General features: G+C 61.4%; 19 protein-coding genes. 16 read left to right on the top strand and 3 right to left on the bottom strand.

The genetic code is table 11. The annotated features are described in order from the left end of the window. Positions 1-128: 128 nt before the first annotated feature. From ACL9RJ_RS29280 to ACL9RJ_RS29230, 11 genes are all read left to right on the top strand, one after another. Complete coding sequence (locus tag ACL9RJ_RS29280; protein WP_042936628.1) at positions 129-2,951, top strand: LPS-assembly protein LptD; 2,823 nt, start codon at positions 129-131, stop codon at positions 2,949-2,951. Further along, positions 2,932-4,248, top strand: a complete 1,317-nt coding sequence (locus ACL9RJ_RS29275) for a peptidylprolyl isomerase (RefSeq protein ID WP_042936631.1) — start codon at positions 2,932-2,934, stop codon at positions 4,246-4,248. The genes ACL9RJ_RS29280 and ACL9RJ_RS29275 overlap by 20 nt, the downstream gene beginning before the upstream one ends. Next, positions 4,245-5,234 carry a 4-hydroxythreonine-4-phosphate dehydrogenase PdxA gene (gene pdxA, locus ACL9RJ_RS29270; protein WP_017128684.1) on the top strand — a complete coding sequence of 330 codons (990 nt, stop codon included), beginning with the start codon at positions 4,245-4,247 and terminating at the stop codon, positions 5,232-5,234. The genes ACL9RJ_RS29275 and pdxA overlap by 4 nt, the downstream gene beginning before the upstream one ends. Further along, complete coding sequence (gene rsmA / locus ACL9RJ_RS29265; RefSeq protein WP_017128685.1) at positions 5,231-6,049, top strand: 16S rRNA (adenine(1518)-N(6)/adenine(1519)-N(6))-dimethyltransferase RsmA; 819 nt, start codon at positions 5,231-5,233, stop codon at positions 6,047-6,049. The genes pdxA and rsmA overlap by 4 nt, the downstream gene beginning before the upstream one ends. 119 nt (positions 6,050-6,168) lie before the next feature. Beyond that, positions 6,169-6,549: a Co2+/Mg2+ efflux protein ApaG gene (gene apaG / locus ACL9RJ_RS29260; RefSeq protein ID WP_017128686.1), complete on the top strand. Its 381-nt coding sequence runs from the start codon at positions 6,169-6,171 to the stop codon at positions 6,547-6,549. After that, the gene (locus ACL9RJ_RS29255; RefSeq protein WP_017128687.1) at positions 6,549-7,424 is read left to right on the top strand and encodes a symmetrical bis(5'-nucleosyl)-tetraphosphatase; all 876 of its coding nucleotides are present in this window, start codon (positions 6,549-6,551) and stop codon (positions 7,422-7,424) included. Before apaG ends, ACL9RJ_RS29255 begins: the two co-directional genes overlap by 1 nt. A 35-nt stretch (positions 7,425-7,459) precedes the next feature. Continuing rightward, positions 7,460-7,789, top strand: coding sequence for a thiosulfate sulfurtransferase GlpE (glpE, locus tag ACL9RJ_RS29250; RefSeq protein WP_017128688.1), 330 nt, complete (start codon positions 7,460-7,462; stop codon positions 7,787-7,789). 300 nt (positions 7,790-8,089) lie between these two features. Next, positions 8,090-10,012 carry a PrkA family serine protein kinase gene (locus tag ACL9RJ_RS29245; protein ID WP_017128689.1) on the top strand — a complete coding sequence of 641 codons (1,923 nt, stop codon included), beginning with the start codon at positions 8,090-8,092 and terminating at the stop codon, positions 10,010-10,012. A 138-nt stretch (positions 10,013-10,150) separates the two neighbouring features. Further along, on the top strand, positions 10,151-11,422 hold the full coding sequence (locus ACL9RJ_RS29240; RefSeq protein WP_017128690.1) for a YeaH/YhbH family protein: 1,272 nt from the start codon (positions 10,151-10,153) through the stop codon (positions 11,420-11,422). Continuing rightward, on the top strand, positions 11,419-12,990 hold the full coding sequence (locus tag ACL9RJ_RS29235) for a SpoVR family protein (protein WP_017128691.1): 1,572 nt from the start codon (positions 11,419-11,421) through the stop codon (positions 12,988-12,990). The genes ACL9RJ_RS29240 and ACL9RJ_RS29235 overlap by 4 nt, the downstream gene beginning before the upstream one ends. Before the next feature lie 64 nt (positions 12,991-13,054). After that, positions 13,055-14,284 (top strand): multifunctional CCA addition/repair protein, encoded by a 1,230-nt coding sequence (locus tag ACL9RJ_RS29230; protein WP_017128692.1) that lies wholly within the window; start codon positions 13,055-13,057, stop codon positions 14,282-14,284. A 121-nt stretch (positions 14,285-14,405) separates the two neighbouring features. Here the strand turns inward: ACL9RJ_RS29230 and folK are convergent, their stop codons facing one another. Both folK and folB read right to left on the bottom strand, forming a co-directional pair. Next, positions 14,406-14,936 (bottom strand): 2-amino-4-hydroxy-6-hydroxymethyldihydropteridine diphosphokinase, encoded by a 531-nt coding sequence (gene folK / locus ACL9RJ_RS29225; protein WP_017128693.1) that lies wholly within the window; start codon positions 14,934-14,936, stop codon positions 14,406-14,408. Next, positions 14,927-15,280: a dihydroneopterin aldolase gene (gene folB / locus ACL9RJ_RS29220; protein WP_017128694.1), complete on the bottom strand. Its 354-nt coding sequence runs from the start codon at positions 15,278-15,280 to the stop codon at positions 14,927-14,929. The genes folK and folB overlap by 10 nt, the downstream gene beginning before the upstream one ends. Positions 15,281-15,354: 74 nt before the next feature. On the opposite strand from folB, the gene plsY reads away from it, so the two are divergent. Then, positions 15,355-15,924 carry a glycerol-3-phosphate 1-O-acyltransferase PlsY gene (gene plsY, locus ACL9RJ_RS29215; RefSeq protein WP_017128695.1) on the top strand — a complete coding sequence of 190 codons (570 nt, stop codon included), beginning with the start codon at positions 15,355-15,357 and terminating at the stop codon, positions 15,922-15,924. A gap of 43 nt (positions 15,925-15,967) precedes the next feature. Here plsY and tsaD read toward each other — a convergent pair whose 3' ends face one another. After that, positions 15,968-16,993, bottom strand: a complete 1,026-nt coding sequence (gene tsaD, locus ACL9RJ_RS29210; protein WP_042936633.1) for a tRNA (adenosine(37)-N6)-threonylcarbamoyltransferase complex transferase subunit TsaD — start codon at positions 16,991-16,993, stop codon at positions 15,968-15,970. Positions 16,994-17,188: 195 nt separating this feature from the next. Between tsaD and rpsU the strand changes: the two genes are divergently transcribed. The 4 genes from rpsU to rpoD all read left to right on the top strand — a co-directional run bounded on the left by rpsU (position 17,189) and on the right by rpoD (position 21,720). Further along, positions 17,189-17,404 (top strand): 30S ribosomal protein S21, encoded by a 216-nt coding sequence (gene rpsU, locus ACL9RJ_RS29205; RefSeq protein ID WP_002551877.1) that lies wholly within the window; start codon positions 17,189-17,191, stop codon positions 17,402-17,404. Between the two features lie 142 nt (positions 17,405-17,546). Further along, positions 17,547-17,741: a hypothetical protein gene (locus ACL9RJ_RS29200; RefSeq protein ID WP_146049139.1), complete on the top strand. Its 195-nt coding sequence runs from the start codon at positions 17,547-17,549 to the stop codon at positions 17,739-17,741. A 99-nt stretch (positions 17,742-17,840) separates the two neighbouring features. Beyond that, complete coding sequence (gene dnaG, locus ACL9RJ_RS29195) at positions 17,841-19,805, top strand: DNA primase (protein WP_177084770.1); 1,965 nt, start codon at positions 17,841-17,843, stop codon at positions 19,803-19,805. Positions 19,806-19,872: 67 nt separating this feature from the next. Continuing rightward, the gene (gene rpoD / locus ACL9RJ_RS29190; RefSeq protein ID WP_017128699.1) at positions 19,873-21,720 is read left to right on the top strand and encodes an RNA polymerase sigma factor RpoD; all 1,848 of its coding nucleotides are present in this window, start codon (positions 19,873-19,875) and stop codon (positions 21,718-21,720) included. Positions 21,721-21,831: the final 111 nt, after the last annotated feature.

Below are 21,831 nucleotides of genomic sequence, written 5' to 3'. Positions count from 1 at the left end.
AAGGGTCTCCGACGGCGCTAGCCGTCAAGCGGGTCATGCTTTATTATCCAGCATCTTTTTCAGACCATCGATAGGCGTGCGGCCCTTTACCGCGGGCAGATGGCACGCAGGAAGCCCGGACTAATAAGATGGCATTGAAATCCCCCGCGTTTCGTAGAAAGTTTCCGTTGCTGGTCACCGGCGGTTTGCTGGCCCTGCAACCTTTAGCCACTTCGTTCGTCGTCGCTGCTGAACAGTATGACTGTTCGGCCTCAGCTTCGGGCGCCTGGAGCTGTGCGCCCAAGGCGACCACCGCCCAGTTGCCACCACGTCCCGTGCATGAAGCGGGCTCGGTCGGCGGCAGCACCGAGGCCACGGCTGACAGCGGTTCCGGCGGCGATTCCGCACCGGCAACCAAGCTGGTCACCGAAGCCAAGGGCCGCGGCCTGAAATCGCGCAGTGCCGACTACAGCCACCTCGACTGGGTCCCACGCGAGAAGCTGACGCCTGCGCAATTGGCCGAAACCGGTCCTTACTGCTCTGGTTCCTATATCGAACCGATTCGTCCTGGCATGAATGACAAGACGAATAAAAGTGACGCGCCGACCTTTATCGGTGCCAAGGCTTCCCGTTACGAGCAGGACCAGCAGGTCGCCAGCCTGGCCGGCGACGTGGTCATGCGCCAGGGCAGCATGCAGGTCGAGGCCGACGAGGCAAGCCTGTACCAGGCGGAAAACCGTGGTGAGCTGAACGGCAACGTGCGTGTCCGCGACAACGGCGCCCTGCTGGTCGGCGATCACGCCGACGTGCAACTGGACACTGGCGAAGCCAAGGTCGACAACGCCGAATACGTTCTGCACAAGTCGCGTATCCGCGGTAGCGCGCTGTATGCCAAGCGTGCCGAAAACGCGATCATCCGTCTCAAGGACGGTACGTACACGACGTGCGAACCGAACAGCAACGCCTGGCAGCTCAAGGGCAACAACATCACCTTGAACCCGGCGACCGGTTTCGGCACCGCGACCAACGTGACACTGCGGGTCAAGGACATTCCGGTCCTGTACACGCCGTACATCTACTTCCCGATCGACGACCGTCGCCAGTCCGGCTTCCTGCCGCCGAGCTTCAGCTCGGGTGGCGATAGCGGCTTCACGTTTGTCACCCCGTACTACTTCAACCTGGCGCCGAACTACGACGCCACGTTGTACCCACGCTACATGACCAAGCGCGGCTTGTTGATGGAAGGCGAGTTCCGCTACCTGACCAAGTCCAGCGAAGGCCAGTTCGGCGGCGCGTACCTGAACGACGACAGCAATGATCGCTCGAAGCAGACCGACTCCGAAAAAACCCGCTACATGATCAACTGGCAGCACAAGGGTGGCCTGGATTCGCGTGTACTGACCGAGGTCGACTACACCAAGATCAGCGATCCCTACTACTTCCAGGACCTGACAAGCGACCAGATCGGCGTCAAGGACTCCAGCTCCTACGTCAACCAGCAAGGCGCCGTCAGCTACCGGGGCGACGACTACACCGCCCGACTCAATGTGCAGGCCTACCAGTTGGCCAGCGTGTCGAACATCACGCCTTACAACCGGCTGCCACAGATCACCTTCAACGGCACATTGCCTTATCACCCTGAAGGTCTCAATTTCGACTATGAGACTGAAGCAGTGCGCTTCGAGCGTAGCCTGGAAAACGGCAACTTCTTCGACAAGGATGGCGGACCGTTCGATGCCAATGGAAACTCTGTAGGCACTCCGCGCCTGGACACCAACGTTGTTGGCCTGGCACGTGCCAACGGCACTCGCCTGAACCTCAAGCCGGGTGTCAGCCTGCCGATGAACTGGACCTATGGCTATATCACGCCATCGCTCAAGTATCAGTACACCAAGTATGACCTGGACCTGGGCTCCCAAGGCCGGGCCGACCTGGTCACCAACCCACTCGCGACTCCGCTCGGCGAGTCTTTCGATAGCTCGCAAAGCCGTAGCGTTCCGATCGCCAGCATCGACAGTGGCCTGTATTTCGACCGCAACACCAGCCTGTTTGGCACCAACTATCGCCAGACCCTGGAACCGCGCCTGTTCTATCTCTATGTTCCGGAGAAAGACCAGAAAAACATTCCGGTCTTTGATACCGGCGAATACAGCTTCAACTATGCCTCGTTGTTCCGCGACAACCGTTTCTCCGGTTCGGACCGCGTCGGCGACGAGAACAAGCTGTCCCTGGGCCTCACCAGCCGCTGGATCGAAGACAATGGCTTCGAGCGTCAACGCGTGAGTATCGGCCAGGCGCTGTACTTCAAGGACCGTACCGTCCAGTTGCCAGGTGTCGATTACCGGACACGCTCCGACGCCACCTCCAACGTTTCGCCCTACGCCCTGGAATACGCCTATCGCTTCAACCACGACTGGCGTGCGACGGCCGACTACAACTGGGACCCGGACAGCCACAGCCCGCGTTCCGGCAGTGCGATGTTCCACTACCAGCCTGAAGACAACCCGAACAAGGTCTTCAACGCCGGCTACCGCTATCGCAACGACCAGGTGATCTACAACCAGAACACCGGCCAATGGCAACTTGGTGGCGACTACGGCACCCCGGGCACACCAGGCTTCGTGAAGGACTACTACAAGATCCAGCAACACGACTTCTCGGTGATCTGGCCGATCGTGCCGCAGTGGAACGTCATCAGCCGCTGGCAGTACGACTACAACCGCAACCGTACGCTGGAAGCCTTCGGTGGTTTCGAGTACGACAACTGCTGCTGGAAACTGCGCCTGATCAACCGTTACTGGGTCAAGTATGACGAGTTCAGCCAGGACGCCCCGCAAAACGAGAAAGGCGACCATGGCATCTTCCTCCAAATTGTCCTGAAGGGACTCGGCGGCGTTACCGGCGCCAAGCTAGAGAGCTTCCTCGACAAAGGCATCCAAGGTTATCGTGAACGTGAAGATCAAGCTTTCTGATTGTCTGCGCCCGCTGATGCTGGGCGCGCTGGTCCTGAGCGCGGCGGTTCACGCCGCCGTGCAGCCCCTCGACAACGTCGTGGCGATCGTCGACAACGACGTGATCATGCAGAGCCAACTGGACCAGCGCGTCCACGAAGTCCAGCAGAGCATCGCCAAGCGTGGCGGCGGCGTACCACCGACCAGCGTCCTGGACCAGCAGGTCCTCGAGCGCCTGATCGTCGAAAACCTGCAACTGCAGATCGGCGAACGCTCCGGCATTCGCATCTCCGACGAGGAACTGAACCAGGCCATCGGCACCATTGCCCAGCGCAATAACATGTCGGTGGACCAGTTCAAGGCCGCGCTGGCCCACGACGGCCTCTCCTATGAGGACGCACGGGATCAGGTCCGCCGCGAAATGGTCATCAGCCGCGTGCGCCAGCGCCGCGTTGCCGAACGCATCCAGGTCTCCGAGCAGGAAGTGAAGAACTTCCTCGCCTCCGACCTGGGCAAGATGCAGCTCTCCGAAGAACTGCACCTGGCCAACATCCTTATCTCCACGCCGGACAGCGCCAGTTCGCAGGCGATCCAGGCCGCAGCGGCCCAGGCCCAGGACGTCTACCGGCAGCTCAAGCAGGGTGCCGACTTCGCCCAGCTGGCCATTGCCAAATCCGGTAGCGACAACGCCCTCGAAGGCGGCGACATGGGCTGGCGCAAGCCGGCGCAACTGCCACCACCGTTCGACCATTTGCTGAGCAGCATGCCAGTCGGTGACATCACCGAACCGGCGCGTACTCCGGGCGGTTTCATCATCCTGAAGGTGCTGGAGAAGCGCGGCGGCGAAACCCAGATGCGCGACGAAGTCCATGTTCGTCACATCCTGATAAAGCCGAACGCCATTCGCAGCGAAGCCGAGACCCAGGCCCTGGCCCAGAAACTCTACGAGCGCATCCAGAATGGCGAAGACTTCGCCACCCTGGCCAAGAGCTTCTCGGAAGATCCGGGTTCGGCCCTCAACGGCGGCGACCTGAACTGGATCGACCCGAAGGTACTGGTTCCGGAGTTCCAGGAAGTGATGGCAAAAACGCCACAAGGCGTGCTGTCCAAGCCGTTCAAGACCCAATACGGCTGGCACGTGCTGGAAGTCCTTGGCCGTCGCGCCACCGACAGCACCACGCAGGCACGCGAACAGCAGGCCATGACCGTGCTGCGTAACCGTAAGTACGATGAAGAGCTGCAAACCTGGCTGCGCCAGATCCGCGACGAAGCCTACGTTGAAATCAAGCTCCCTGGCGCAGACCAGGCGGCCCAGTGAAACCCAAGCGTTTCGCGTTGACACCCGGCGAGCCGGCGGGCATAGGTCCAGACCTTTGCCTGCTGCTCGCCTCGCAACCCCAGCCTCATCCCCTGATTGCCATTACCAGTCGTGACCTGCTCGCCGAGCGGGCCGCGCAACTGGCCGTGGCCGTCGACCTGCTGGCGGTGGGGCCGGGCAACTGGCCCGAACGACCGGCCCCGGCAGGCAGCCTGTATGTATGGGATACGCCGCTGGCGACCCAGGTCGTCGCCGGCAAGCTGGACAAGGCCAATGCGGCCTTTGTGCTGGAAACCCTGACCCGCGCCGGCCAGAGCTGCCTGGACGGCGATTTCGCCGGCATGATCACCGCCCCGGTCCACAAGGGCGTGATCAACGATTCCGGCATCGCGTTCTCCGGCCACACGGAGTTCCTCGCGGACCTGACCCACACGAGCCAGGTCGTCATGATGCTGGCCACCCGCGGATTGCGGGTGGCGCTGGTCACCACTCACCTGCCCTTGCGCCAGGTGGCGGACGCGATCACTCCCGAACGCCTGGAGCGCGTCACACGTATCCTGCATGCCGATCTCAAGGAAAAATTCGGCATTGCCCAACCGCGCATCCTGGTCTGCGGGCTCAACCCCCATGCCGGCGAAGGCGGCCATCTGGGCCACGAAGAGATCGACATCATCGAACCCACCCTGGAGCGTCTGCGCATCGAAGGCATGGATCTGCGTGGCCCGCTGCCCGCCGACACTCTGTTTACCCCCAAATATCTGGAGCACTGCGATGCAGTGCTGGCGATGTACCACGACCAGGGCCTGCCCGTACTGAAATACAAAGGTTTCGGCGCGGCAGTCAATGTGACCCTGGGCTTGCCGATCATCCGCACCTCGGTCGACCATGGCACCGCCCTGGATCTGGCCGGCAGCGGCAAAATCGACACCGGCAGCCTGCAAGTCGCCCTGGAAACCGCCTACCAGATGGCCGAGACCCGTTTATGAGCGAGCAATACCAACACCGGGCGCGCAAGCGTTTCGGGCAGAACTTCCTGCACGACGCCGGCGTGATCGACCGCATCCTGCGCGCCATCCATGCCAAGTCCGAGGACCGCCTGCTGGAGATCGGCCCGGGCCAGGGCGCCTTGACCGAAGGCTTGCTGGGCAGCGGTGCACAGCTGGACGTGGTTGAACTGGACAAGGACCTGATCCCGATCCTGAACCAGCAGTTCGCCGGCAAGGCGAATTTCAACCTGCATCAGGGCGATGCGCTGAAATTCGACTTCACCAGCCTGAATGCCGCGCCGAACAGCCTGCGAGTGGTCGGCAACCTGCCGTACAACATCTCCACGCCGCTGATTTTCCACCTGCTGCACAACGCCAGCCTGATCCGCGACATGCACTTCATGCTGCAAAAGGAAGTCGTCGAGCGCCTGGCCGCCGGCCCGGGTGGCGGCGACTGGGGTCGCCTGTCGATCATGGTCCAGTACCATTGCCGCGTGGAACACCTGTTCAATGTCGGCCCCGGCGCGTTCAATCCGCCACCGAAGGTCGATTCGGCGATTGTCCGCCTGGTGCCCCACGCCGTGCTGCCGCACCCGGCCAAGGACCATCGCCTGCTTGAGCGGGTCGTTCGCGAAGCCTTCAACCAGCGTCGCAAGACCCTGCGCAACACGCTCAAGGCCCTGCTCGGCAGCGCCGAGATCGAAGCCGCCGGTGTCGATGGCAGCCTGCGTCCGGAACAACTGGATCTCGCCGCTTTCGTGCGCCTGGCCGACAAGCTCAGCGAACAGTCCGACACGGCAGCCGTCGCCGACTGACATAGCCTCATCGCGCCCGGGTACGCCGCCGGATTCCATATCTGGCCTACTGCCCGGCACTTGGCCTAGACTGAGCACCACCAGTCGTGTCTTCCGCTTTTGCTTCCAAGGCCTTTCGCATGTCCGATCCCCGCTACCAGGTCGACGTCAGCGTCGTCACCCGCTTCCTCGCTGAACAATCACAGCCCGAGCAGAACCGTTTCGCCTTTGCCTACACCATTACCGTGCAGAACAACGGCCAGCTCCCGGCCCGACTGCTCTCACGGCACTGGGTGATCACCGATGGCGACGGCCATGTCGAGGAAGTCCGTGGTGCCGGCGTGGTCGGCCAGCAGCCGCTGATCGAAGCCGGCGACAGCCACACCTACAGCAGCGGCACGGTGATGACGACCAAGGTCGGCAACATGCAGGGCAGCTACCAGATGCTCGCCGAGGACGGCCAGCACTTCGATGCGATCATCGCACCGTTCCGCCTGGCCGTACCCGGAGCCCTGCACTGATGGCGGTATACGCCGTTGGCGATCTGCAAGGCTGCCTGGAACCGCTCAAATGCCTGCTGGAGCGGGTCAGCTTCGACCCTGCACAGGATCGCCTGTGGCTGGTGGGCGACCTGGTCAATCGCGGCCCGCAATCCCTGGAAACCCTGCGCTTCCTTTATGGAATGCGTGAATCCCTGGTCTGCGTGCTCGGCAACCACGACCTGCACCTGCTGGCTGCCGCGCGGAACATCGAGCGCCTGAAGAAAAGCGACACCCTGCGCGAGATCCTCGACGCTGCCGATGGTCCGGAACTGCTCGACTGGTTGCGCCGGCAAAAACTGCTGCACCATGATCCGGAGCGCAACGTGGCCCTGGTCCATGCTGGCATTCCACCGCAATGGACGCTCAAGAAAGCCCTGAAGCTCGCCGCCGAGGTCGAAGAAGCCCTGCGCGACGACAATCTGTTCGCGCCGTTCCTGGACGGCATGTACGGCAACGAGCCGAACAAGTGGGACGGCGATCTGCAAGGTGTCGCACGCCTGCGGGTGATCACCAACTACTTCACCCGCATGCGCTTCTGCACCGCCGAAGGCAAGCTCGACCTCAAGGGCAAGGAAGGCGCCGACACCGCGCCGGCCGGCTATGCCCCGTGGTTCAGCTACAAGGAACGCAAGACCCAGGGCCTGAAAATCATCTTCGGCCATTGGGCGGCCCTCGAAGGCCAGTGCGACGAGCCGGGGATCTTTGCCCTCGATACCGGTTGCGTCTGGGGCGGCGCCATGACCCTGATGAACGTCGATACCGACGAACGCCTGACCTGCAAATGTGACACCCAGGGCGGCGTCGCGCCGCCCCCGACCCTGGCCGAGCGATTCAGGGCCTGGCTCTATCGCTAAACTGTACGACCTACTCGCCCCAGACGGAGCCCATGATGAGCGAATTCAAACGCATTCCCCCCGAACAAGCCCAGGCCCTGCGCGAGCAAGGTGCCGTGGTCGTCGACGTCCGCGATCCGCAGGCGTTTGCCCAGAACCACATCAGCGGTTCCAAGCACCTGGACAATCACTCCCTGCACGATTTCATCGCCAAGGCCGACCTCGACCAACCCCTGGTGGTGTGCTGCTACCACGGCAATTCCAGCCAGGGGGCGGCGGCCTATCTGGTCAGCCAGGGCTTCTCTGAGGTCTACAGCCTGGACGGCGGCTTCGAACTGTGGCGTACGACCTTTCCGTCGGAAACAGCCCAGGATAATTCCGAATAATTTTTTTCTTTCGCTCCAGCCCGCGCCAATAGCGGGCTAGAGCGTTTGCTGACGAACGGTCAGGCGCAACTAATTGCGCATCTCACCTTGATCTCCCGGATTCCGAACTATCCTTAAGCCCAGGCCATCCAAATCAGGGGAGAGCCGGTACACCGGCGTACGGGTCATCGGTAGTAATTTTCAAGGCTATCGTCGCCTTGGAGGTGTTCTGGGGGGTAAACAGCAACTGTTCCGCGGTTGCATGCCAGCACTTGACTGACTGATCCGGCACCGGCTCCAAGTATCGAGCGAGGTGACGTCATGAGCATATTCAGCCATTTCCAACAACGCTTCGAATCCACACGGCAAGAAGAACTCACGCTGCAGGAGTATCTCGAGCTGTGCAAAAAGGATCGCAGCGCCTACGCGTCGGCAGCCGAAAGGCTGCTACTGGCAATCGGCGAACCCGAACTGCTGGACACGTCCACCAACTCACGGTTGTCGCGCATCTTCTCCAACAAGGTGATCCGTCGCTATCCGGCCTTTGAAGACTTCCACGGGATGGAAGAATGCATCGACCAGATCGTTTCGTATTTCCGCCACGCCGCCCAGGGCCTGGAAGAGAAGAAACAGATCCTCTACCTGCTCGGTCCCGTTGGGGGCGGCAAGTCATCCCTGGCCGAGAAACTGAAACAGCTGATCGAGAAAGTCCCCTTCTATGCCATCAAGGGCTCGCCGGTCTTCGAGTCGCCGCTGGGTCTGTTCAACGCCACGGAAGATGGCGCGATCCTCGAGGAAGACTTCGGTATCCCCCGCCGCTACCTGAACACCATCATGTCGCCGTGGGCCACCAAGCGCCTGGCCGAATTCGGCGGCGACATCAGTCAGTTCCGCGTGGTCAAGCTCTACCCTTCGATCCTCAACCAGATCGGCGTGGCCAAGACCGAGCCGGGCGACGAGAACAACCAGGACATCTCCGCGCTCGTGGGCAAGGTCGATATCCGCAAGCTGGAAGAGTTCCCGCAGAACGACGCCGATGCCTACAGCTATTCGGGCGCACTGTGCCGGGCCAACCAGGGCCTGATGGAATTCGTGGAAATGTTCAAGGCACCGATCAAGGTGCTCCACCCGCTGCTGACCGCGACCCAGGAAGGCAACTACAACAGTACCGAAGGCCTCGGCGCGATCCCGTTCACCGGGATCCTGCTGGCCCACTCCAACGAATCGGAGTGGCACACCTTCCGCAACAACAAGAACAACGAAGCCTTCATCGACCGGATCTACATCGTCAAGGTGCCGTACTGCCTGCGGGTCAGCGACGAAGTGAAGATCTACGACAAGCTGCTGTTCAACAGCTCCCTGGCCAAGGCCCATTGCGCCCCCGACACCCTGAAGATGCTCGCCCAGTTCACCGTGCTTTCGCGCCTCAAGGAGCCGGAAAACTCGAACATCTACTCGAAAATGCGGGTCTACGACGGCGAAAATCTCAAGGACACCGATCCGAAGGCCAAGTCGATCCAGGAATACCGCGACAGCGCGGGCGTCGACGAAGGCATGAACGGCCTGTCGACCCGCTTCGCCTTCAAGATCCTGTCGAAGGTCTTCAACTTCGATCCCCATGAAATCGCCGCCAACCCGGTACACCTGCTGTACGTACTGGAGCAGCAGATCGAACAGGAACAGTTCCAGGCCGAAACCCGCGAGCGCTACCTGCGCTTCCTCAAGGAATACCTGGCGCCACGCTATATCGAGTTCATCGGCAAGGAAATCCAGACCGCGTACCTGGAGTCCTACAGCGAGTACGGCCAGAACATCTTCGATCGTTATGTGCTGTACGCCGACTTCTGGATCCAGGACCAGGAATACCGCGACCCGGAAACCGGCGAAATCCTCAATCGCGTCGCCCTGAACGAGGAACTGGAAAAAATCGAAAAACCGGCCGGCATCAGCAATCCGAAGGATTTCCGCAACGAGATCGTCAACTTCGTCCTGCGCGCCCGAGCCAACAACAATGGCAAGAACCCGACCTGGCTCAGCTACGAGAAGCTGCGGGTGGTGATCGAGAAGAAAATGTTCTCCAACACCGAGGACCTGCTGCCGGTCATCAGCTTCAACGCCAAGGCCAGCAAGGAGGACCAGCAGAAACACAACGACTTCGTCACACGCATGGTCGAACGCGGCTACACCGACAAACAGGTACGCCTGCTCTCCGAGTGGTACCTGCGGGTCAGGAAGTCGCAGTAAAGGCAGCTGCAAGCGCCAGGCTGCAGGTCCCGGGCACGTTGCCGAACGTGCCTGCGACCGTCGCGGCCGACCGCTTGTCTTTAAGCTTCCAGCCTGCCGCTGGAAGCTTGTAACTTGAAGCTGCCCGGAGGGCTCCCCATGAGCTATGTGATCGACCGACGTCTCAATGGCAAGAACAAGAGCACGGTGAACCGTCAGCGCTTCCTGCGGCGTTATCGTGACCATATCAAAAAGGCGGTCGAGGAAGCCGTGAGCCGCCGTTCCATCACCGATATGGAACACGGCGAGCAGATCAGCATTCCCGGTCGCGATATCGATGAGCCGGTACTGCACCATGGTCGTGGCGGCAAACAGACCGTGGTCCATCCCGGCAACAAGGAATTCACCAGCGGCGAACATATCCCCCGGCCGCCGGGCGGAGGCGGTGGGCGCGGTCCCGGCAAGGCCGGCAACTCCGGCGAAGGGATGGACGAGTTCGTCTTCCAGATCACCCAGGAAGAATTCCTCGAATTCATGTTCGAAGACCTGGAGCTGCCGAACCTGGTCAAACGCAATCTCACCGGCACCGACACCTTCAAGACCGTCCGCGCCGGGATCAGCAACGAAGGCAACCCTTCGCGCATCAATATCATCCGGACCCTGCGCTCGGCCCATGCGCGGCGGATCGCCCTGTCCGGCAGCAGTCGCGCGAAACTCAAGGAGGCCAAGGCCGAACTTGAGCGACTGAGACGCGAAGAACCGGACAATTTCGGCGATATCCAGGAAATCGAGGCAGAAATCGAGAAACTCAGCGCACGCATTCATCGCGTGCCGTTCCTCGATACCTTCGACCTGAAATACAACCTGCTGGTCAAGCAACCCAACCCCAGCTCCAAGGCCGTGATGTTCTGCCTGATGGACGTCTCCGGCTCCATGACCCAAGCCACCAAGGATATCGCCAAGCGCTTCTTCATCCTGCTGTACCTGTTCCTCAAGCGGAACTACGACAAGATCGAAGTGGTGTTCATCCGCCATCACACCAGCGCCCGGGAAGTGGACGAGGAGGAGTTCTTCTATTCGCGGGAAACCGGCGGCACCATCGTCTCCAGCGCCCTGAAGCTGATGCAGGAGATCATGGCCGAGCGCTACCCGACCAATGAATGGAACATCTACGCGGCCCAAGCCTCCGACGGCGACAACTGGAACGACGACTCGCCGATCTGCCGCGATATCCTGATCAACCAGATCATGCCGTTCGTGCAGTACTACACTTACGTAGAGATCACCCCCCGCGAACACCAGGCCCTGTGGTACGAATACGAGCGCATCAGCGAGGCGTTCAGCGATACGTTTGCCCAGCAGCAGCTGGTGTCGGCCGGCGATATCTATCCGGTCTTCCGTGAACTCTTCCAGCGCAGGTTAGTGACATGACCGCCAGAGAGCAGAAACAACAGAGGCGCCAACCCATTTCCACCGGTTCGGAATGGACGTTCGAGCTGATCCAGGCCTACGACCGCGAAATCAGCCGTATCGCGGAACGTTATGCCCTGGACACCTACCCCAACCAGATCGAAGTGATCACCGCCGAGCAGATGATGGATGCCTATGCCTCGGTGGGCATGCCCCTGGGCTACCACCACTGGTCCTACGGCAAGCACTTCCTCAGCACGGAAAAGTCCTACAGCCGGGGCCAGATGGGCCTGGCCTACGAAATCGTGATCAACTCCGACCCCTGCATCGCCTACCTGATGGAGGAAAACACCATCTGCATGCAGGCACTGGTGGTGGCCCATGCCTGTTACGGCCATAACAGCTTCTTCAAGGGCAACTACCTGTTCCGGACCTGGACCGATGCCAGCTCGATCATCGATTACCTGGTCTTCGCCAAGCAGTACATCATGCAATGCGAGGAACGCCACGGCATCGATGCGGTGGAGGACCTGCTCGACTCCTGCCACGCCCTGATGAACTACGGCGTCGACCGCTACAAACGGCCTTACCCGATCTCCGCGGAAGAAGAACGGCGGCGGCAGAAGGATCGTGAAGAGCACCTGCAAAAGCAGATCAACGACCTGTGGCGCACCATTCCCAAGGGCGCGGACAAGTTCAGCGACAAGGACAATGCGCGCTTCCCCGCCGAACCCCAGGAAAACATCCTCTACTTCATCGAAAAACACGCGCCGCTGCTGGAGCCGTGGCAACGGGAAATCGTGCGGATCGTGCGCAAGATCGCCCAGTACTTCTATCCGCAGCGCCAGACCCAGGTGATGAACGAGGGCTGGGCGACGTTCTGGCACTACACCCTGATGAACGACCTCTACGACGAAGGGCTGGTCACCGAGGGCTTCATGATGGAGTTCCTCACCTCCCACACCAGCGTGGTCTTCCAGCCCGGCTTCGACAGCCCCTACTACAGCGGGATCAACCCCTACGCCCTGGGCTTCGCCATGTACCGGGATATCCGGCGGATGTGCGAGGAACCGACGGAGGAGGATCGTCGCTGGTTCCCGGACCTGGCCGGCAGCGACTGGCTGTCCAGCATCAAGTTCGCCATGAGCAGCTTCAAGGACGAGAGTTTTATCCTGCAGTACCTGTCGCCCAAGGTGATCCGCGACCTCAAGCTGTTCAGCATCCTCGACGACGACCAGCGCGACGACCTGCTGGTCCCGGCCATCCATGACGAAGGCGGCTACAGGACCATTCGGGAAACCCTTGCCGCGCAATACAACCTCGGTAACCGCGAACCCAACGTGCAGATCTGGAGCATCGACCGTCGTGGCGACCGCTCCCTGACCCTGCGCCACCAACAGCACGACCGCAAACCCCTGGGCGACTCGACGGAGGAAGTACTCAAGCACCTGCACCGCCTCTGGGGCTTCGACATCCACCTGGAAACCCTGCAGGGCGACCAGATCATGAAGACCCACCACGTCCCGCCCAGAGGCGAGCACAGCGAAGGCGAATACGGTCGACTGGACCTGGCCGTCATTCACCTCTGAGCACACACGATGCCTCCGTTGGCCGGACACACAGGTTATCCTGTCGCGCTAACGGAGGTTTTTCATGCAGATCTATAAAGTCGGCGGCGCGGTTCGCGATCGCCTGCTGGGCCAACCCGTCACCGATATCGACTGGGTCGTGGTCGGTGCAACCACTGAAGAGATGCTCGCCCAGGGTTTTCGCCCGGTCGGCGCCGATTTCCCAGTCTTTCTCCACCCCAGGAGCGGCGAGGAATATGCCCTGGCCCGCACCGAACGCAAAAGCGGACGCGGCTACGGCGGCTTTACTTTCCATGCCAGCCCCGAGGTCACCCTCGAAGAAGACCTGATCCGCCGCGACCTGACGATCAATGCCATGGCCGAGGACGACCATGGCAAGCTGACCGATCCCTATCATGGCCAGCAGGATCTCGAAGCCCGCATACTCCGTCACGTTTCCCCCGCGTTCGCCGAAGATCCCCTGCGAGTCCTGCGCGTGGCCCGCTTTGCCGCACGCTACGCCGGCCTGGGCTTCAAGGTCGCACCGCAGACCCTGGCCCTGATGCGCCAACTGGCTGAATCCGGCGAACTCCAGGCCCTGACACCCGAACGCAGCTGGAAGGAAATTTCCCGCGCCCTGATGGAAGACCAGCCCCAGGTGTTTCTCGAGGTACTGCGCGAGTGTGGTGCGTTGGCGGTACTGTTTCCCGAAGTCGATGCCCTGTTCGGTGTACCGCAACCCGAGGCTCACCACCCCGAAATCGACAGCGGCATCCACACCCTGAGCGTGCTGGAGCAGGCCGCCCGCCATCGGCAGCCATTGACCGTGCGCTGGGCCTGCCTGCTGCATGACCTGGGGAAAGGCCTCACGCCCGAGAGCGAATGGCCACGACACATCGCCCATGAGTTCAAGGGACTGAAACTGATCAAGGCGGTCAATGAACGCTACAAGGCCCCTCGCGACTGCCAGGAACTGGCCTTGCTGGTGGGCGAATACCACACCCACGGTCATCGCGCCCTGGAGCTGAAGCCCTCGACCTTGCTGGAACTGTTGCAGAGCTTCGACGTTTATCGCCGCCCGCAGCGTTTCGAGGAATTTATCGCCGCCTGCGAGATGGATGCCCGGGGTCGCCAGGGCCTCGAACAGCGGGATTATCCGCAGGCCGATTATTTACGCGGTGCGGCGGCGGTCGCCAAGGCCGTCGCGGTTCAGCCGTTGCTGGAAAAAGGCTTCAAAGGGCCTGAATTGGGTGAAGCCCTCAAGCGCGAGCGGCTGAAAGCCATCAAGGCCTACAAAGAAAAGGGCATTGGCTGATCGCGAATCCGGTGGGAGCCGGCTTGCTGGCGATGGCGACCAAATAGGCATCACAAGGCTCTAGGCCCTCATCGCTGGCAAGCCAGCTCCTACAAGGACCGCGCGGGCCGTGATGACGAGGTCAAGCCGGCCCTTGCAACAGATCCGTGGGGGTCAACCGGGTACCACGCCACTCGAACGCAACCGGCGCCAACACCTGATCGATACCCGCTTCCTGCCATAGCGCGGCAAAGCTCCTGCCCACTTCAGGATGCAGCTTTGTCGGCGCGATCAACGACAATGGCCACAAGACAAAGGCATTTTTCAGAATTTCCGCACGGGGCAGGATCAACCCATCGAAATTCCCCACCTGCTCGCCATACAGCAAGACATCGATATCCAGCGGCAGGCCCTTGCGGTCCGGCGCATACCGGCCGTTGTCGGCCTCGATGAACTTCAACCGACGATCCAGCTCCAGCAACGGCAGGTCGGTCACTGCCGACACCACCAGATTGAAGAACGGCCCGCTCTTGATCCCCACCGGCTGGCTTTCGAACACCGGCGAGCAACGAATATCCAGCAGAAAGCCGGACAGCGCATCAAGGCCGGCGCACAAGTGGGTTTCGCGCTCGATATTGCTGCCGAGCCCGAGATAAACCTGAGTTAGCGACATCCGCGCTCGATCTCCACGCCCACGCCCCTGGCGGCCGCGACGGCCCCCGGCTTGGTCAGCTTGAGGTGCAACCAGGGGATCTGGAACTCGCTCATCAGCACTTCGGCCAGGCGCTCGGCGAAGGTTTCCACCAGCTGGAACTGCGATTGCCCGGCAAAGGCCTGGATACGCGCCGATACGCTGGCATAGTCGAGCGCCAGGGTCAGGTCGTCACCCGCGGCCGCCGGACGGTTGTCCCAGGCGAAACTGAGGTCAAGACGCAGGCACTGCTTGATGCCGCGCTCCCAGTCATAGGCACCGATCACGGTGTCGACTTCCAGGCCCTCGATAAACACTCTGTCCAAGCGCTCTTCTCCACAGCACGACAAGGGCGCAATGCGCCGTTAGAATCAGGGCGTCCTCGCCCGGAATAGTTAGCATGTTTTGGTTACTGGCGATCCTCGCCTACCTGCTCGGCTCTCTGTCCTTTGCCATTTTGCTCAGCCGCCTGACCGGAAACCCCGATCCGCGAATGAGTGGCTCGGGCAATGCCGGCGCAACCAACATGCTGCGCCTGGCCGGCAAGAAGCTGGCGATCCTGACGCTGCTCGGCGACCTGCTCAAGGGCCTGCTGCCCGTGCTGATCGCCGGGCTCGCCGGGCTGTCACTGCAACAACAGGCCTGGGTCGGACTCTGCGCCGTCCTCGGCCATCTGTTCCCGCTCTACTTCCGCTTTCGCGGAGGCAAAGGCGTCGCGACGGCCGCCGGCATGCTGCTGGGGCTTTACCCACCTGCCGCCCTGCTGGCCATCGCCGCCTGGATCCTGACCTTCTACCTCACCCGCACCAGCTCGCTCGCGGCCTTGATCGCGACACCGCTGACCCTGCCGCTGCTGGCCTGGCAGGAACCGGCGGCGCTGTTGCCGATGAGCGTGCTGACCGGCCTGATCGTCTGGCGCCACCGTGGCAATCTACGCGACCTCTTTGCCGGTCGCGAACGACATTTCTGATCGTCGAGCGTGAAAACACTTCAACCCGGTCGCTGGCCAGCCATCAAAGCGGCGACAGCTGCTCCATCGGCCAACGCGCCTGCACGCTGATCGCCAGGGTCTCCTGCTGCCCTGCCTGCAACCGCTGGCAACCGGCAAAGGCGATCATCGCGCCGTTATCGGTACAGAACTCAGGACGGGCGTAGAACACATTGCCCTGCATCTCACCGAGCATTTTCTCCAGCGACGCGCGCAAGGCCTTGTTGGCGCTGACGCCGCCGGCGATCACCAGGCGCTTCATGCCCGTCTGCTTCAATGCCCGCTTGCACTTGATGGTCAAAGTCTCCACCACTGCCTGCTGGAAGGCCAGCGAGATGTCGCAACGGGTTTGCTCACCGTCGTCCCCAGTGCTGACACACTGCTGCCAGGTGTTGAGCGCGAAGGTCTTCAGGCCGCTGAAGCTGAACGCCAGGCCCGGTCGGTCGCACATCGGCCGCGGAAAGACGAAACGTCCGGACACGCCCCGCTCCGCCAGGCGGGCAATTTCCGGCCCGCCCGGATAATTGAGGCCGATCATCTTCGCCGTCTTGTCGAAGGCCTCGCCGGCGGCATCGTCCAGGCTCTCGCCCAGCAGCTCGTACTGACCGATGCCATCGACACGAACCAGCTGCGTATGACCGCCCGAGACCAGCAAGGCGACGAACGGGAACTCCGGCGGCTGCGCTTCCAGCATCGGCGCCAACAGATGGCCTTCCATGTGATGCACGCCCAGGGCCGGAATCCCCCAGGCAAAGGCCAGCGCCTGGGCACACGAAGCGCCGACCAGCAAGGCGCCGACCAGGCCCGGGCCGGCGGTATAGGCGATCGCATCGATCTCGGTCGGCACGCAGTCGGCCTCGGCCAGCACCTGGCGAATCAGCGGCAGCATGCGCTTGACGTGATCACGGGAGGCCAGCTCCGGCACCACGCCGCCGTAGGCCCGATGCAGGTCGATCTGACTGAACAGCGCATCGGCCAGGAGTCCGCGTTCACTGTCGTACAGCGCGACACCGGTTTCGTCGCAGGAAGTTTCCAATCCCAGTACTAGCATGGGTTTACGCCCTGAGGCTGAATTCGAAGGCGCGCATAATAGTCGCCACTCAGGGCCCCGACCAGCGGTTTTCGATCAGAGGCTTTGCATTCCTGACGTTGAGGGGTTAACATCCGCAACCCTTAAAAACCGACGATCTCCAGTGCGCTTTTGCCTGAGGACGTTGACCCCGGTAATGAATGAAGGTAGCTCTGGATGCCAGCCGTCAAAGTTAAAGAGAACGAACCCTTCGACGTAGCTCTGCGTCGTTTCAAGCGCTCCTGCGAAAAAGCCGGTGTTCTGGCTGAAGTTCGTAGCCGCGAATTTTACGAGAAGCCGACTTCCGAGCGTAAGCGCAAAGCAGCAGCTGCTGTCAAGCGTCACGCCAAGAAAGTTCAGCGCGAACAGCGCCGCGCCGTTCGTCTGTACTAATACACAGACGTTCGTTGCAAGCTTCTGCCAAGCCCGGCCCTCAGCCGGGCTAATGGCATTTGCGGATATCGCTTGATGCTTCACCGTCAAAGCCGCCGATGCGACCCAGACGAACCCGCTTCATCACGTCAGAACTGGCTTCTTGCCAGTGGTGCGCGTCTTTACTGACGAGCCTGCCAAGGCTACCGACGAGCACACCCTTTCCAGCTTGCGGCATTGCGTGGTCACCTTGACCTGCGGCGCGCCCGACAGCGACAGTTATAAATCGAAACCTGAAAGGCTGATTGAAATTAAGGTCAGTGAGTTTTCGGCAGATACACTTCCCGACGATGATTGAGCAGACGACGAATGATCGAGCAGCGCATATGCCTGCACGCCCCGACGACGTCCAGCCCCTTTCGGGATCTCCTTGCAGCGCAGCAACGACGAGAACGCCATGGCCGGGTTGATTCCCCAGAGCTTCATTGACGACCTTCTGAACCGCACCGACATTGTCGACGTGGTCAGCTCGCGCGTGCAAATGAAAAAGGCCGGCAAGAACTACACCGCCTGCTGCCCGTTCCACAAGGAAAAGACCCCGTCCTTCAGCGTCAGCCCGGACAAGCAGTTCTACTACTGCTTTGGCTGCGGCGCGGGAGGCAACGCCCTCGGCTTCATCATGGACCACGACAACCTGGACTTCCCCCAGGCCGTCGAGGAACTGGCGAAAGCCGCCGGCATGGAGATCCCCCGCGAGGAAAGCGGCCGGCCACACAAGCCGCGCCAGCCGACCGACTCGCCGCTCTACCCGCTGCTGACCGCGGCCGCCGACTTCTATCGCCAGGCACTGAAAAGCCACCCGGCGCGCAAGGCCGCCGTGGACTACCTCAAGGGCCGCGGCCTGACCGGGGAAATCGCCCGCGACTTCGGCCTGGGTTTTGCCCCGCCAGGCTGGGACAACCTGTTCAAGCACCTGTCCAGCGACACGCTGCAACAGAAAGCCATGATCGACGCCGGCCTGCTGATCGAGAACGCCGAAACGGGCAAACGCTATGACCGCTTCCGCGATCGCGTAATGTTCCCGATCCGCGACAGCCGCGGCCGCATCATCGCCTTCGGCGGCCGGGTGCTCGGCGACGACAAGCCCAAGTACCTGAACTCGCCGGAAACCCCGGTGTTTCACAAGGGCCAGGAGCTCTACGGCCTGTTCGAGGCCCGCAAGAACAACCGCAACCTCGACGAGATCATCGTCGTCGAGGGCTACATGGACGTCATCGCCCTGGCCCAGCAAGGCCTGCGCAACGCCGTGGCGACGCTCGGCACCGCGACCAGCGAAGACCACATGAAGAAGCTGTTCCGCATCGTGCCCAACGTGCTGTTCTGCTTTGACGGCGACCAGGCCGGCCGCAATGCCGCCTGGCGCGCACTCGAGGCGACCCTGACCAGCCTGCAGGACGGACGGCGCGCGCGCTTCCTGTTCCTGCCCGAGGGCGAAGACCCGGACACCCTGGTCCGCGCCGAAGGCACCGACGCCTTCCGCGCGCGGATCAACCAGCACGCGCAACCGCTGGCCGACTACTTCTTCCAGCAACTGACCGAAGAAGCCGATCCGCGCTCGCTGGAAGGCAAGGCGCACATGGCCACCCTCGCCGCACCCCTGATCGACAAGATTCCCGGGGCGAACCTGAAGATCCTGATGCGCCAGCGCCTCACGGAAATCACCGGCCTGACCAACGAAACCGTCAGCCAACTGGCCCACAGCGCCCCGCTGGACGCCCCGCCGCCGGCCTATGATCCCGGCATCGACTACGATGCCATCCCGGACTATTCGGACTACCACCAACCGCAGGAGGCCTATGCGCCCCAGCAGGAATGGACGCCGAAGAAACCGGGCGCCGGCGGCAAGAAATGGGACAAGAAACCCTGGGACAAGAACGGCAAGCGTGGCGGCGATCGCGACCAGCCACGTGCCCCGAGAGTCCCGGCCGCCGTCGAACCACCGACCCTGACCGCCTTGCGGACCCTGGTCCACCATCCGCAACTGGCCGAGAAGGTCGAGACCGCCGGTCACTTCGCGGATGAAGACAACACCAATACACAGCTTCTGGTGGCCTTGCTCGAAGCCGTGCAAAAGAATCCTAAGCTAAGCTCATTTCAGTTGATCTCACGTTGGCACGGCACCGAACAGGGCCGATTGCTGACCCGCCTGGCGGAAAAGGAGTGGCTGATCGAGGGAGAAAACCTTGAACAACAGTTTTTCGACACCATAACTAGCTTGTCAGCCCGCCAGCGCGAGCGAAAGCTGGAACAACTTCTCAGGAAATCGCGGCAAAGCGAGTTGAGCGCCGAAGAGAAATCTTTGTTGCTTGACCTGCTAAAACGCAATCTTCCTGCATCAAACCCGACCTCAACTGGCGCGTGAGGTCATAGCTCGGGTATAATCCTCGGCTTGTTTTTTGCCCGCCAAGACCTTCAGTGGATAGGGTGTTATGTCCGGAAAAGCGCAACAGCAGTCTCGCCTCAAAGAGTTGATCAGCCGTGGTCGTGAGCAGGGTTACCTGACTTACGCGGAGGTCAACGACCACCTGCCGGAGGATATTTCAGATCCGGAACAGGTGGAAGACATCATCCGCATGATCAACGACATGGGGATCAACGTATTCGAGAGTGCTCCGGATGCGGATGCCCTTTTGTTGGCCGAAGCCGACACCGACGAAGCAGCGGCCGAAGAAGCAGCTGCGGCGTTGGCGGCCGTGGAAACCGACATTGGTCGCACTACCGACCCAGTGCGCATGTACATGCGCGAAATGGGCACGGTGGAGCTGCTCACACGTGAAGGCGAAATCGAAATCGCCAAGCGTATCGAAGAGGGCATCCGTGAAGTGATGGGCGCAATCGCGCACTTCCCCGGCACGGTTGAACACATCCTCTCCGAGTACACTCGCGTCACCACCGAAGGTGGCCGCCTGTCCGACGTCCTCAGCGGTTATATCGACCCGGACGACGGCATTGCGCCGCCTGCTGCCGAAGTTCCACCGCCGATCGATGCCAAGGCCGCGAAAGCGGACGATGACAGCGACGACGATGAAGCCGAAGCCAGTGACGACGAAGAAGAAGCCGAAAGCGGTCCGGATCCGGTCATCGCCGCACAGCGCTTCGGCGCCGTGGCCGATCAGATGGAGATCACCCGCAAGGCCCTGAAAAAGCACGGTCGCCACAACAAGGCGGCAATCGCCGAACTGTTGGCCCTGGCCGACCTGTTCATGCCGATCAAACTGGTGCCGAAGCAATTCGAAGGCCTGGTCGAGCGTGTCCGCAGCGCCCTGGATCGCCTGCGTCAGCAAGAGCGCGCCATCATGCAGCTGTGCGTGCGTGATGCCCGCATGCCGCGTGCCGATTTCCTGCGCCAGTTCCCGGGCAACGAAATCGACGAAAGCTGGACCGATGCCCTGGCCAAAGGCAAGAGCAAGTACGCCGAAGCCATCGGCCGCCTGCAGCCGGACATCGTCCGTTGCCAGCAGAAGCTGACCGCACTCGAGGCCGAGACCGGCCTGACGATTGCCGAGATCAAGGACATCAACCGTCGCATGTCGATCGGTGAGGCCAAGGCCCGCCGCGCGAAGAAAGAGATGGTCGAAGCCAACTTGCGTCTGGTGATCTCCATCGCCAAGAAGTACACCAACCGTGGCCTGCAGTTCCTCGACCTGATCCAGGAAGGCAACATCGGCTTGATGAAAGCGGTGGACAAGTTCGAATACCGTCGTGGCTACAAGTTCTCGACCTATGCCACCTGGTGGATCCGTCAGGCGATCACTCGCTCGATCGCCGACCAGGCCCGCACCATCCGTATTCCGGTGCACATGATCGAGACGATCAACAAGCTCAACCGTATTTCCCGGCAGATGCTGCAGGAAATGGGTCGCGAACCGACGCCGGAAGAGCTGGGCGAACGCATGGAAATGCCTGAGGACAAGATCCGCAAGGTATTGAAGATCGCCAAAGAGCCGATCTCCATGGAAACCCCGATCGGTGATGACGAAGACTCTCATCTGGGTGACTTCATCGAAGACTCGACCATGCAGTCGCCAATCGATGTCGCCACTGTCGAGAGCCTCAAGGAAGCGACCCGCGAAGTCCTTTCCGGCCTCACTGCCCGTGAAGCCAAGGTCCTGCGCATGCGCTTCGGCATCGACATGAATACCGACCACACCCTCGAGGAAGTCGGCAAGCAGTTCGATGTCACCCGCGAGCGGATTCGTCAGATCGAAGCCAAGGCGCTGCGCAAGCTGCGCCACCCGACGAGAAGCGAGCATCTGCGCTCCTTCCTCGACGAGTAACACCAAAACCCCCGGCCCGCCGGGGGTTTTGCTTTCTGTACAGAGACAAAAGCGTCCTCCCCTCCCCGAATAGCCCGTCTACACTCGAATGATTCCCCGTGCCATAACGAG

The sequence above is a fragment of the Pseudomonas sp. Mn2068 genome (genome assembly GCF_049319725.1).
GTDB lineage: Bacteria > Pseudomonadota > Gammaproteobacteria > Pseudomonadales > Pseudomonadaceae > Aquipseudomonas > Aquipseudomonas gingeri.
The sequence above is the reverse complement of the archived record's forward strand: the minus strand, read 5'-3'. Positions and strand labels throughout refer to the sequence as shown.